We start from the raw sequence: 13,006 nt of genomic DNA on the forward strand, positions 1-13,006 counted from the left end.
GATGTTCAAGTATTTTATTGACGACCCTGATTTAGAGCATCTCATTATTGATTCAACCATGGTTCGAGCGCACTCCTATGCTGCTGGAAAAAAGGGGAGCAAGCTTTGGGGAGAAGCCGGGGGGATACAGCACTAAGATTCATGTGAGTGTAGATAGGTTGGGAAATCCGCTGGAATTGAGGATAACTGGCGGAGAAAGGAACGATATTACTCAAGGGGAAGAATTGATAGAGGTCTGGCAGAGAGAGGATACCAATAAGTTGATTGAGAAGATAGGGGAAGCTCAAGCGGTTATTCCGCCTAAAAGAAATAGAAAGATGCAGCGGCATTATGACAATAAAGAAAGGCATTTAATCGAATGCTTTTTTCAAAAGTTAAAGCAGTACCGGCATCTATTTTCCCGTTTTGACAAATTGGCAAGAAACTTCTTGAGTTTTCTCTATCTCGTCAGTGCTCTCTTTTGGCTCAAATAAAAGATCAACACAACCTAGTTTGAATCGAAATGACTATGACGACAAAAAGTTGAACCACGCACCTCTGTATGGAAGGGCTCCCCTTCCTGGGGAAAGTCCTCGCGGAAATGGGCTCCTCGGCTTTCTTCCCGCAGCAGCGCCCCCTGCGCTACAAGACGGGCGAGCAAAAGCAGACTGCCTGCCTCAGCCTCTTCCCGGCTGGCCCAAGGCTTTTCCTGCAGGGGAAGTTCCTTGACAAAGGCCAGAAAAGCCCGCAGCCGTGTTCCCTCGCGCACAACGCCCAAAGCTTCCCCAACTCGCTGCCTCAGAGCCGGCACGATGGAGGGAGATGCCGCCAGAACGGGTAGCCTTTGCAGTCGCCGGGCGAAGCTCACCTCTCCCAAGTCTTGCAAGGCAGCCAAAGCAGCCCGCTTGCCCATAACCAGCCCCTCCAAGAGACTATTGGAAGCCAAACGATTGGCCCCGTGTAGCCCCGTGGAAGCCACCTCCCCGGCAGCATAAAGGCCCGGCAGTCCGGTGAAGCCGAAAGTGTCCGTTCGGATCCCACCCATCACGTAGTGAGCGGCGGGAACAACCGGCAGCAGATCCTTGGTGGGATCCAACCCCAAGGCGCGGGCAGAAGCAACAACGGTGGGAAAACGCTCCTCCAGATGTTCGACGACCCGCAGATCCAGGTAGGTTCCCCCTGTCTGCTGCCGCTCCCAGAAAACGGCTCGAGCTACCACATCCCGCGGCGCCAGCTCTCCCCGCTCCGCATACCGAGGCATGAAACGCTCCCCCAAGGCGTTGAGGAGAACAGCCCCTTCTCCTCTTACTGCCTCGCTCACCAGCGCTCCATTGGGCAAGGCCGTGGGGTGAAATTGCACAAACTCCAGATCCCTGAGAGTGGCCCCTGCCCGCCAGGCCAGCACCATCCCATCGCCGGTAGCTCCCGAGGGAGCTGTCGAGACGGGGAAGAGGCTGCCAAATCCTCCCGTAGCCAGGAGAACTGCCCCGGCCCTCACCTCCACCGGCCCTTCAGGGCCAAGAAGCAAGGCCCCCCCTACCCTGTCCCCCGCCAGCAAAAGGCTTAGGGCTGTGTAGCCCTGCAAAGGCAGCCTGTTGAGGCGAGCCAGCAAACCTCTCAGAAGCCACAGTCCGCTCCGATCCCCCCCCAGATGGCGAACCCGCGCTTGGGAGTGGCCCCCTTCCCGGACAGGTTGGGGATGGAAAGGAAGGCCCCAGCGTAAAAGCCTCTCCAGGTGCAAGGGTGCTTCCTCCACAATGGAGCGAGCCACCTTTTCTTCCACCAGGCCGCGGCCCGCTTGCAAGGTGTCTTGGATATGGGCTTCTACGTCCGCCTCATCCACAGGAAAAGCCACCCCACCCTGCGCCCAAGGGGTAGAGCCAGAGGGAAGGGGATCCTTGCTTACCACCAAGGTTGTCGCCCCCTGGGCTTCGGCCCACAGGGCTGCGTACACCCCCGCCACCCCCGCTCCCAGGATCAGCAGATCAGTTTGCCATCGCACTAGCGGTGCGATTTCCCTGCCGTAGGCATAGCACTCTTGCAGCAGCGCCACGTAGTCCTTGCGCTCCAATTTAAGCCCCGGCGGGCACTGCCAGCATGGCCAGGATGGAACGGCGAGCCTTCTCAGCCACCTCCTGGGGCACCTGGATCACGTAGCGCATCTCCTGCAGGGAGCGGTAAATCTTTTCCAAGGTAATCTTCTTCATGTACTCGCAGACGGCTTCTGCCTTGACAGGGATGAACGTTTTGTCTGGAGCTTCTTTCTTGAGCCGGTGAAGAATGCCCACCTCGGTGGCCACCACAAACTCGCGGCTTTCTGAAGCTTTGGCGTAGCGCACCATGCCCTCGGTGGAGAGCAGCTTGGCATCCGGTTTGAGGAAGAGACAGCTAGAGCCGCAACTGCACTCCGGGTGAATGAGGAACTCTGCTCCAGGGTGCTCTTCCACCATCGCCTTGAGGTGCTCTTCCCGGATGCCAACGTGCACGTGGCACTCTCCCGGAAAGAGATCCAGCTCCCTTCCGGTTACTTGAGCAACGTGGGCTCCCAGAAACATATCCGGCACGAAGAAGATGGGGCGATCCGGGGGCAGGCTGGCCACCACTTGAACTGCGTTGGCGCTGGTTACGCAGACATCTGCCAGAGCCTTGATCTCGGCAGCGGTGTTGACGTAGGCCACCACCAGGCCCTCAGGGCAGGCTGCCTTCCACCGCAGCACATCTTGCGGGCGAATGCTATCGGCCAAGGAACAGCCCGCCTCCAGATCCGGCAGCAGCACCGTCTTTTCCGGGTTAAGGATGGCAGCCGTCTCCGCCATAAAATGCACGCCCGCAAAGACAATCACCTGGGCGCTCGTCTTTTGAGCCTCCCGAGCCAGTCCTAAGGAGTCTCCCACAAAGTCCGCCACCTCTTGAACTTCGGGGAGCTGATACGAATGCGCGAGGATAACTGCCTGCCTTTCCTGTTTGAGCCGGGCAATCTCCTGGACGGTCACGTCAGCGTTGCGTAGCAATAGAGTTTCTCCTTATCATTCTCGACTTCTTGTCGCGACAGCGTTGCGTAGCAATAACGGCTTTGTTCCTCTGTAAGCTGGACGCGATCTGAGGACTTTGTCCCGCTAATGCGTTTGCAGGAGCAGCGCGCAGCGATAGCAGAAAGCGTATCTCCTGCAGTTGGCTGACTCTGCTTTAGCCAAGACGCTCGGAGAAGCCTTTCGCGGCGCTCGGTTGAGCTGGAGCTGGGCCTAGGTTGTTTTCCCAAAGTAGCATCGGTTGCGACGGCGTTGCGCAGCAGTAAAACAGCATCTAGCGAGGACTTGGCTCAGGTTGACATTCCCCCCTGCATAAAGGCAGGGGATTCTTTCAAGCACTCCGCGCCGTCATAGGCGTTCGCGAAAGCGTCGTGTAGCAATGAAGCAGAGGCCGTCCCAGGGGGCGGGGCTTGTTCGCTTTAGCAGCGCGGAGCGCTAAACCCGGTTTTCTTGGTCAGGCAGTGTAGTAGGCCGTGCCTTTGTTGACGAAGTCCAGCGTATAGGCAGCCCGGTAGTTGATGGTTGGCTCAAACACGCCGGCCACTGTCATGCTGTCGAAGAAGTCTTGCCAGCGTTTGTCGGTCATGGCGCCAATGCCTTTTTCCAGCGCATCGCCGGACAAGATGATGCCGTACTCCTGCAGTTTCTCGAAGCTATAGGCCAACTGGGCATCGGTCATTTCCGGGTTGTCCTGCTTGATCAAGCGATAGGCCGGACGGGGATCCTCCAAGAAGCTGTACCAGCCCTTAATCGAGGCATCCACGAATCGCTCCACCAAGTCGGGCTTGGTTTTCACCAGTTGGCGACGGGTTTCGATGGTGGTGGCATAGGGTTTGTAGCCCAAATCCGCCAGGAGGAAGACCACCGGCTCAAATCCCCCTTCCCGTTGGATGGCAAAAGGCTCAGACGTCAGATAGCCTTGCTGAGCTGAGCTGGGATCCGCCAAAAAGGGGCCGGGGTTGAAGTTATAGGGGCGAACTTGGTCGTCGGTGAAGCCAAAGCGGGCCTTTAGGTAGGGCCAGTAGGTGGCAAGCCCCCCTTTCGAGACAAAGATAGGCCGGCCCTTGAGCTCTTCAAAGCGCTGGGTGCCGGGGTGGGTCATGATGATCTGCGGGTCTTTTTGAAAAATGGCCGCCACGCACACCAAGGGGATCCCTTCTCGCACAGCATTGATCACCCCTGTGCTTCCCCCCATGGCAAACTCGGCAGCTCCACCGGCCAAAACTTGGGTGATGTTGATGCCGGGGCCACCCATCTTGATGGTTACATCCAGGCCATGCTCGCGGTAGATGCCGGTCGCCACCGCCTGATAGAAGCCGCCATGTTCCGCCTGAGCATACCAGTTGGTAGCATAGGAAACGCGATCCAGGCCGGATCCCTGAGCCACGATCAGGGTGGGAGAGGGTTTGCGCTGAGCTTGGGCGCCCCCTGCCGCCAGCAGACCGCCCCCAAGGGCTGCGGCTCCCACTTTGAGAAGCTGACGGCGGCTCAGAGCCTTGGTGTTCGAGTCAGAGGGTTGAGACGAAGCCATAATCCATTCTCCCTAAGCTAATCCTTGCAAGGTGTGAGGGGGCCAAAGATGCAGGTACAGCCTATTGAGGGGCTACGGATACGGTTGTAAACCTACTTGTTCTAAACCTCATCGGAGTCAAGCCTCAGAAACACGATGTTTTGTATCCCTTAAGTTTTGTATCCCTTAATTTGTGAACAGGCTGTAACTTGCGACACCCCATTAAGCCAGAAACCCTTGGGCAGAGCGGTATCTCCGGCTACCGGCACTTGCAGACGAGAGCCATTGGCGTTCGGTTCCATCGGCGGGAGGCCAAGCTGCCCTGGGGCCAGCACCTCAGTTCGCAAATGGCAAGAGGAACAAAACCCGAAACCAGCCTTGCCCTGGTCTATCCCAAACCTGTAGCCACCGAACATGACCGGCGCTCGAAGTAACCTGCAGATCTCATTCTGCCGCAATCTTGCTGGGTCAAAGAGCCCCACCCCTTGAGCATTTGCCGGAGCTGTTGGCAATTTATCCCCGGTCGGGATGGAGTTGCGGCCAATTGGAGAGCTTGCTTTCTAGAGCTTGCTTTCTGCTAAGGCAACCCGCTATGCTACCGCCCAGATTGAGGCATTCTCCCGTGGCAAGTCAGCAGCTTCGTGTCTATGTCCCCCCTCACCCGCTCATTAAGCACTGGCTAACCGTGGCTCGGGATGCGGAGACGCCCATGCCCCTGTTTCGCACGGCCATGTCGGAGCTGGGCCGCTGGCTAACCTATGAGGCGATGCGGGAGTGGATCCCCACCCAAACCGTTCAGGTGCAAACCCCTTTGGAACCCGTTGCCGCGGAGGTCATCGCGCCGGATACCCTGCTGGGCATTGTGCCTGTATTGCGGGCTGGCTTGGCGATGCTGGAAGGCTGTCAGGCCCTTTTGCCCCAGGCGCGGATCTTTCACATTGGCATGGTGCGGGATGAGGAAACGCTGCAGGCCAGTTGCTACCTCAATCGCCTTCCAGAGCGGATCCCTGAGCAGATGCGCATTCTCATTCCCGAGCCGATGTTGGCCACCGGGGGCACGCTGCTGTGGGTTTTGGATGAGCTGAAAAAGCGGGGGGCGGATCCCAGCTTGGTCCGGATTGTCTGCGCATTGGCAGCGCCCCCAGGGTTACAGCGGTTGGGATCCCACTACCCGATGGTGCAAATTTTCTGCGCCATGATCGACGAGCGGCTGAACGATCGAGGGTTCATTTTGCCCGGGCTGGGGGATGCAGGGGATCGTGCCTTTGGCACAGAAAACTAGCCACTGACCCACTCAATCTGTCTGTCTTCTCTGCTGCTGGTTTTTGAGCCAAGATCTTCGGCGACACACGCATTCTGTAGTGCTCAATCGAGCTTTTACCACTTCTGGCGCACGGATTGCCCATTCACCCAGATGCTTTGAGGGAGAGCATTTGAGGCTAACCCCCCTCAGATTGGTCAAGCTATTGGATCATGGGTAATGTTGGCCGCTTCAGGGATCCCGGTCGCGCTACTTGCAATTCTGACGGGGCCAGCACCTTTTCCCTTCCTGCGCCTATGCGACTTGTCCTTACCAGTTTGGATGGCAGCTTGCTGGATCTGGAGTCCAACAGCTATGGTGCTGCCCGACAAGCCTTGGCTGCCCTAGAGCGCCGCTCCATTCCCTTGGTGCTCTACAGCCTGCGCACCCGTGCTCAACTGGAGCAGGTGCGGCGGCAGTTACGCCTGGAGCATCCGTTCATCTGCGAGGATGGATCCGCCGTTTACGTGCCTGAGCATTACTTCCCGGCGGGCATTCTGGATGAGCAGTGGCAACACCGACCGCCCTACTACGTGTATGCCTTGGGTCTGCCCTATTCTCGCCTGCGCAGCATCTTGCAACAGGTGCGCCAAGATTTCCACTTGGACTTGATCGGGTTTGGGGATTGGACTGCCTCTGAACTGGCCGCTGCCACCGGGATCCCTTTGGAAGAGGCGGAGCGGGCGCAGCAGCGAGAGTACAGCGAGATTTTCAGCTATTCCGGGGATCCCGAAACCCTACGGGAAGCTTTTGCCCAACAAGAGGCCAACCTCACCCAACATCTGCTGCGGGTGCGTCAGCTCCACTTCTCCAGCCTGCCGCAATGGTATCTGACCGGATGGATACGGCCAACGATGGCCGCAGAACCCAATTTCTCGCCGGGGGAGCAGGCGGTGCGGCGGCTGCTGGATTGCTATCAACGGCATTTGGGCCCTATCAAGGCTTTGGGCATTGGTTGTTCCCCGCCCGATGTGGCCTTTTTGCGGTGGACGGAGCAAAAAGTGGTGCTTCCCAGCCCAATTGCGGATAGCCTCTGGAGTGAGGCCCTGCCCCAATGGCAATTGGCTCAGCTCCCCGGCCCAGAGGGGTGGAATGAAGTGGTGTTGATGTGGTTGGAGGAAACAGATCATGGTGATGAATAAGCAGCAGAGCGGTTGTCAGGCTGTCCCCCTGGGCTTGAGAACGGCGGGATGCTTGCTGAGTTTGGCGATGGCCATGCCCGCCTACGCACAACCGCCCATGACCCTACTGACAGGAGAACCGACGGTCGCCCAACTGAAGGAAGACGGAGCCCGCTACCTGCAGATGGGCTTTCATACCTTGGCCATCAACGCCTACCGGAGCGCGATTGAACTGGAAGAAAAAACCTTGGTGCTGCCCAGCGAACGGGATCCCGATGTGCCTTTTAACCTCGGCTTGATCTACGCCCGTCAGGGCAAGCTGGCGGAGGCGCGCGCTGCCTTTCAACGCTCGGTAGAGGTGGATCCCAGTAGCTTTAAGGCTCGCTATCAACTGGCCTTGGTGGATCTCAAGCTGGGGAACCTGGTCGCTGCCAAAGAGCAGCTCACCCTCTTGGCCCATGCCGCCAGCAACCATCCCGAAACCCACAGCCATATTCAAGCTCTGCTGGCCACTCTGGAGTCTGTTCCCTTGCCCGGCCAACAAGGGGAGAACCCGGCTCGCCCTCCAGCCGTTGAGTCAGAAGCCGCCAAGCTTTTGCTCGAACCTCAGAAAACAGAAACAGCCGCCCTGCCCACCGCAGCTGAGCAAAAACCGCCAGAGGAGACAAAACCTCTCTCGACTCTGCAGCGGCTACGTCAACGGGAGCGGGACTAGAGCCCCCTCTAGTTTTAACTATTTCTTAAGGCATGGGGCCGGCTGCCAGGGATCCCACTGGTCACCGGGCCTTGGGCTGGGCTCGCCCCTTTTGGGGATCCGACTGAGAATCCTCGGGCTGGGGCCCTTTGGTGGTGAACACCGTGGTGAACATCATCAGCATGCCTCCCCCCAAGATCAGCAGGGCTAATCCGCCAAACATCCAATTCATCCAAGCTTGAACTTCCATGGGGGAGCTCTCCAGAATACGAGAATCCATTGGGCAGTTTTATCCTACATCTGGAGAAACGGTGCCCAGTAGCTACTGATTGGCTCGGTAAAGCAACCCCAGCCCTACGGCGGCACAGATCAAGTTGGGCAACCAAGCCGCCGTTGCCGGCCCCAGCGTCCCAATTTGTCCCAGCGCCTGGGTGATGAACAGCAGCACATAGAAGGCAAAGATAATCAGCACACTGATGCCCAACCCCAAAGAGGAACCGGTGCGTTGCGGGCGCAATCCCAAAGGCACCCCAATCAGGGTGAACGCCAGACACGCAAAGGGAATGGCATACTTCTGGTTGAGGCTGACCTGTAGACGACGCACCCGTTGCAGATCGCCAGAGCTGGCAATCACTTCGATATAATGGTTCAGCTCTCGAATGTTCATTTCCTCAGGGCTGCGGATCTCTTGAGCCAGCTCCAGTGGTGCGCGAGGCAGGCGCAACTCCTGCCGGCTGAAGGTGGCAATGTTGCTGTAGGTGCCATCAGGAGAAACGATGTAGTTGGTGCCATCCTCAAACACCCAAAGATTCTCTTGGGGATCCCAGCGTCCCCGTTGGGCCAGCAGGATTTGGTTGAGCGCTTCGTTGGAAAAATCTAGGACGATAATGCCGCGCATTTGCTTCCCATCGAAGCTGCGGGCGTAGAACTGACGGGTTAGCCCTTGTCGCCGGGAAAAGGTGCCGTCCGGCTCAGGCATGAGGATCTCGCCAAATTCTTGGTAGAGGATATTCTCCCGCCGGAAGTCGGGATCCCGATTTAAAGCTCGATTCAAAGTCGTGGCCGCTTGGCGATTGCTCACCGGCACCACCAGCTCATTGAACAGAAACGTTAACGTCGTCACCAGCAAGCTGAGGACGAGGGCAGGCACCATGAGGCGGTAAAGGCTCACCCCGCATCCGCGCAAGGCCGTGATCTCGTTGTCGGCAGACAAGCGCCCATAGGCCAGCAACGTGGCCAGCAACATGGACATCGGGAACGTCAAAACGATGATCCCCGGCGCCCGCAACACAAACACCTGTAACGCCGCCGAAAGCGACAGACCCGCTTCCACCACCAGGCGCACCAGCTCAAACAGGGATCCCACCGCCATCACCAAGGTTGTGAAAGCTCCCACCCCAAAGAGAAACGGCAGCAGCATCTCCGAGAGGACATAGCGATCCATCAGGCCCACCGCGCAAACGAGGGAGAGCCTGTGGTCAGGCCGCTCGCGGGAACGGGCAGGAGGGAGAGAATGAAGTTTCACGCAACCCAAGGAAGTAGTAGGCAGGACAGCCGAAGGCTGTTAACGACTCTAGACCGGAACACTGGGCAATGAAAGGCTATCGCCTTCCTTTCTCAACCTAACCCGCCTATGATCGACCCCAAGTAAGCTCAGGCATAGAATTGGGCCGGGTTTGTCTTGGGAAGACTTTCGACATGGTTTCCTCCTCTTCCCCCTCCTGCAATCTTAGGAGTTTGCTGGAGCGGCTCCTGGAGCTGCGGCAGCAGGTTGTAGAGGGATCCCAGAAATACTTGGCCGCTTGGGGCTGCCTTACGAGCCCTCCTGCGGCCATCCACAACCTGGCGCGGTATCTGGCTCTGCGACAACAGGATCTGCGCAGCCTGCAGTTGGAATTGGCCGCCCTCGGACTGTCGTCGCTGGGGCGATGTGAATCACGGGTTTTGGAAAACCTAGATGCTGTGATTGCCGTTTTGGCAGCAACTCAGGGCTTAGCCTATCCGGCGCCCAGCTATGAAGAGTTTTATGCCGGGGATACGGCACTTGAGCAGCACGCCGAGGCTCTGTTTGGCCGTCCTTCCCCCCATCGCCGCGCCCGCATCATGGTGACCCTGCCCAGCGAAGCCGCCGAGCAGCCTGAGCTGCTGTTGCAGTTGTTGGAAGGGGGCATGGACGTAGCTCGGATCAACTGCGCCCACGATGAGCCCTCGGTTTGGGAGAAAATGCTGGCCCATCTGCGCCGAGCTGAAGCCCAGACCCAACGGCCCTGCAAGGTTTTGATGGATCTGGCCGGCCCCAAGATCCGCACCGGCACGGTGGTCATGCCCCCAGATAAACCTAAAGTGTACCGGGGGGATCGGATCCTTTTGACTCCTGATGTCACCGAGGTCAACTCGGATATCTCCTGCCAAGTGACCTGTACCTTGCCGGCAATTTTGGGACAACTGCAGGTGGGGGCAACCGTTTGGATTGATGACGGGAAGATCGGCGCCCGCGTGGTGAGGGTCGAGCCAGCAGGAGTTGTTCTGGAGGTGGAAAAAATTTCCCCCCAAGGCAAGAAGTTGCGGGCCCAAAAGGGCCTTAATTTCCCCGATAGCCAGCTTCAGATCCAACCCCTAACCGACAAAGACTGCCAAGACTTACACTTTGTGGTTCGGCATGCCGATTTGGTGGGCTATTCCTTTGTCCAGAAGCCCGACGACTTGCACCTGCTGTTTTCTGAGCTGGAGCGGCTGGAGGCCCGGCCCGACTTGGGATTGATCCTCAAAATCGAAACCCAACAGGCCGTGAAAAACCTGCCTGCCCTCATTGCGACCGCCGCAAACCGCAGGCCCCTAGGGGTGATGATTGCCCGCGGCGACCTGGCTGTGGAAATGGGTTGGCTGCGCTTAGGCGAGATCCAAGAGGAACTCCTGTGGATTTGTGAGGCAGCCCGCGTGCCGGTGGTTTGGGCTACCCAGGTGCTGGATCAACTGACCAAGGAGGGTTTGCCCTCACGAGCCGAGCTTTCCGATGCAGTGATGTCCGCCTGCGCCGAATGCGTGATGCTCAACAAGGGCCAGTATTTGCTGGAGGCGGTCGCCCTCCTCGATGAGCTGCTGGCCCGTATGCAGACCCACCAACACAAGAAAAGCCAACGTCTGCGGGCTCTGTACTCTTGGCGCTAGAGGCGGAACTTCTCTCCTAGGTAATACTTGCGCACCAAGGGATCCGCTGCCAACTCAGCAGAAGTGCCTTTGGCCAGGATTGCCCCGTCGTTGAGGATATAGGCGCGATCGGTGATCTCCAGAGTCTCCCGCACGTTGTGGTCGGTAATCAACACGCCGATGCCCCGCTGCTTCAGCTTGGCCACCACCTCCTGAATATCCGCCACCGCAATGGGATCCACCCCCGCAAAAGGTTCATCCAGAAGCAGAAATTTCGGCCCGTGGATCCCAGCAGCCAAGGCACGGGCGATCTCCGCTCGGCGACGCTCCCCCCCTGATACCTGTAGGCCCAAGCTGTGGGCGACATGGGCGATGCGAAACTCCTCCAGCAGTTGGTTGAGCCGCTGCTGCCAAAGGCGACGGGGCACCCCTGTTTGCTCCATGATCAGCAGCAGGTTGTCTTGAATGCTGAGGCGACGAAAAATACTCGGCTCCTGGGCCAGGTAGCCGATCCCCAATTGGGCACGACGATGCATGGGCAGGTGGGTAATATCTTGGTCATCCAACCAGACATGGCCTCGGTTCGGCTGGATCAGGCCGGTCATAATGTAGAACGTGGTGGTTTTCCCCGCCCCATTGGGGCCCAGCAGCCCGACGATCTCCCCCTGCTGAATGTTCAGGCTGACGTCGCTCACCACCTCACGGCGGCCATAGCGCTTACAGATGTTTTCTAAGTAGATCTGCATAGGGCGCTGATCAATGCTCACCGATTCTGAAAGGGGCTTCTCGCCCAGACAGGGATCCTGTAGTAAGTGTCTCTCCCGAAGATGCCCCAAATCTTGCCCACAATCCAGAGAGATCTGAGCAGAATTGATCCCCTCAGGCTGACCCTGGAAGTCTTCGATACTATCATCATGACGGCGTACTGTAACTGGTTGCACCACCGCTTCAGGATGGGATCCCTGGCCTTCCCATGCTCCGCTGCCCAGACTGCTCTTGGCTCAACCCCGACTCCGATTATCGCTGTCGCCGCTGTGGGCACTTTTTGCGCCATCGCCCGCTTCCTGTTGCCGGGAAGGGATCCCAGCTCAACCCAAGAAGGCCAAACACCAACCCTGCCGACTGGCGGGAAATCCGCTGGGATCGCGTCCTGACTTCATCGGCGATACTCGGGGTTTTGGTGGGGTTGGGGCAACTGTCTTGGCATTGGGTACAACCGCTGCTGAGAGATCCACCCCTTCCCAGTGTTGGCAACGGCCCGGCAGCTTCGGGACGATAGGACTCCAAACGCCATCGCGCCTTAAGAGAGCTTGTTATCAGGTGGGCCAGACAAACCTGTGGAGTGGCCGAAGTCGGCAGATGCCACTATCATGTGACCAACGCAGAACAACCCCGCTCTGCTGTGTCCCTTCACTTAAACCTTCAAAATTGCGAGGCTTGGTAACCATGAACCTCAATCTCAAAGTTCCCGCCATTTGGGCACTGCTGACCACGGCGGCCTTGGCTTCCACTGCCGCAGCCACAACCTACAACTCTTGTTTCATGCGCTACCTCACGGCTTCCCGAACCTGTCCTAATTGCCGCCTGGGATCCATTGAGCTGAGCAACTTGGATCTGGCGGAAGCCAATTTCAGCGGCTCCGATCTGATCGAGGCTAATTTGGAGCGCACCATCTTGACAGGTGCCGATCTCAGCCAGTCCTACCTGGTGGGAGCCAATTTGCGACGGGCCCAATTGAGCGGAGCCAACCTGAGTGGCGCTTACCTGGAGGGAGCGGATTTGCGGGGGGCCAACCTCCGGGGGGCCGATCTCTCTTCTGCATCCCTGTACGGCGCGGACTTGCGGGGGGCCGATCTGCGCGATGCCAATCTAGTTGGGGCTGACCTGCGCTTTGCTCGCACCTGGGGCGCACGCCTGCAGGGCGCCGTTCGGGAGTAGCGCAAGAGGCCGAGGTTACAAAAAACTGGATCCAAAGCCCCGCCCTTCCAGGGCGGCTTTGTGTAGCTTTGCTAGCAGCGGTAGGGTAGTCAACGGCTATAAAAGCTCGACAGTTTCCAACTAGAACACTGCACCCACACCTATCACCCTAGCCTGAGACGACCATAGCCGCAACTTTTACTCAGTAAATAACCCCCCAGTGATGGGGGGCGGTGGTGGGCCTGGCACCGAGCTAGGTTGCCAGCAGGTCACCCTGCCAGTAGATTCGCCGCTGATGCGTTTCACGTC

At 58.2% G+C, this 13,006-nt stretch carries 12 protein-coding genes and 1 pseudogene; 7 read left to right on the top strand and 6 right to left on the bottom strand.

The window, feature by feature from the left end; translation table 11 throughout:
• Positions 1-473: pseudogene (locus NW842_RS13260) on the top strand (IS5 family transposase); the annotation flags it as partial.
• Positions 474-487: 14 nt separating this feature from the next.
• Here the strand turns inward: NW842_RS13260 and NW842_RS13265 are convergent.
• The 3 genes from NW842_RS13265 to NW842_RS13275 form a co-directional block, all read right to left on the bottom strand.
• A complete protein-coding gene (locus NW842_RS13265; RefSeq protein WP_414375468.1) occupies positions 488-2,050 on the bottom strand; it encodes an L-aspartate oxidase in 1,563 nt (520 codons plus the stop codon).
• 1 nt (position 2,051) lies between these two features.
• Entirely contained in the window at positions 2,052-2,990 is a 939-nt protein-coding gene (gene nadA / locus NW842_RS13270; protein ID WP_414375469.1) for a quinolinate synthase NadA, read from the bottom strand.
• Between the two features lie 472 nt (positions 2,991-3,462).
• Positions 3,463-4,539, bottom strand: coding sequence for an ABC transporter substrate-binding protein (locus NW842_RS13275; RefSeq protein ID WP_414375471.1), 1,077 nt, complete (start codon positions 4,537-4,539; stop codon positions 3,463-3,465).
• Between the two features lie 571 nt (positions 4,540-5,110).
• Between NW842_RS13275 and upp the strand changes: the two genes are divergently transcribed.
• The 3 genes from upp to NW842_RS13290 all read left to right on the top strand — a co-directional run bounded on the left by upp (position 5,111) and on the right by NW842_RS13290 (position 7,654).
• On the top strand, positions 5,111-5,800 hold the full coding sequence (upp, locus tag NW842_RS13280; RefSeq protein WP_414344397.1) for a uracil phosphoribosyltransferase: 690 nt from the start codon (positions 5,111-5,113) through the stop codon (positions 5,798-5,800).
• Between the two features lie 275 nt (positions 5,801-6,075).
• On the top strand, positions 6,076-6,960 hold the full coding sequence (locus tag NW842_RS13285; protein ID WP_414398481.1) for an HAD hydrolase family protein: 885 nt from the start codon (positions 6,076-6,078) through the stop codon (positions 6,958-6,960).
• The gene (locus NW842_RS13290; protein WP_414418223.1) at positions 6,947-7,654 is read left to right on the top strand and encodes a tetratricopeptide repeat protein; all 708 of its coding nucleotides are present in this window, start codon (positions 6,947-6,949) and stop codon (positions 7,652-7,654) included. The genes NW842_RS13285 and NW842_RS13290 overlap by 14 nt, the downstream gene beginning before the upstream one ends.
• Positions 7,655-7,715: 61 nt before the next feature.
• Here NW842_RS13290 and NW842_RS13295 read toward each other — a convergent pair whose 3' ends face one another.
• Positions 7,716-7,913: a hypothetical protein gene (locus tag NW842_RS13295; RefSeq protein WP_414418224.1), complete on the bottom strand. Its 198-nt coding sequence runs from the start codon at positions 7,911-7,913 to the stop codon at positions 7,716-7,718.
• A 42-nt stretch (positions 7,914-7,955) separates the two neighbouring features.
• Positions 7,956-9,158, bottom strand: coding sequence for an LptF/LptG family permease (locus tag NW842_RS13300; RefSeq protein WP_414418225.1), 1,203 nt, complete (start codon positions 9,156-9,158; stop codon positions 7,956-7,958).
• A 212-nt stretch (positions 9,159-9,370) separates the two neighbouring features.
• On the opposite strand from NW842_RS13300, the gene NW842_RS13305 reads away from it, so the two are divergent.
• The gene (locus NW842_RS13305) at positions 9,371-10,801 is read left to right on the top strand and encodes a pyruvate kinase (RefSeq protein WP_414418226.1); all 1,431 of its coding nucleotides are present in this window, start codon (positions 9,371-9,373) and stop codon (positions 10,799-10,801) included.
• Here the strand turns inward: NW842_RS13305 and lptB are convergent.
• Positions 10,798-11,526: an LPS export ABC transporter ATP-binding protein gene (lptB, locus tag NW842_RS13310; RefSeq protein WP_414344406.1), complete on the bottom strand. Its 729-nt coding sequence runs from the start codon at positions 11,524-11,526 to the stop codon at positions 10,798-10,800. The two genes, NW842_RS13305 and lptB, sit on opposite strands and share 4 nt — an antisense overlap.
• 227 nt (positions 11,527-11,753) lie before the next feature.
• Here lptB and NW842_RS13315 point away from each other — a divergent pair, with 227 nt between their 5' ends.
• Positions 11,754-12,059, top strand: coding sequence for a hypothetical protein (locus NW842_RS13315; RefSeq protein ID WP_414358409.1), 306 nt, complete (start codon positions 11,754-11,756; stop codon positions 12,057-12,059).
• A gap of 167 nt (positions 12,060-12,226) precedes the next feature.
• Complete coding sequence (locus NW842_RS13320; RefSeq protein ID WP_414358407.1) at positions 12,227-12,718, top strand: pentapeptide repeat-containing protein; 492 nt, start codon at positions 12,227-12,229, stop codon at positions 12,716-12,718.
• Positions 12,719-13,006: the final 288 nt, after the last annotated feature.

Origin of the sequence: Synechococcus sp. R55.4 (genome assembly GCF_047461935.1) — a bacterium.
Classification (GTDB): Bacteria; Cyanobacteriota; Cyanobacteriia; order Thermostichales; family Thermostichaceae; genus Thermostichus.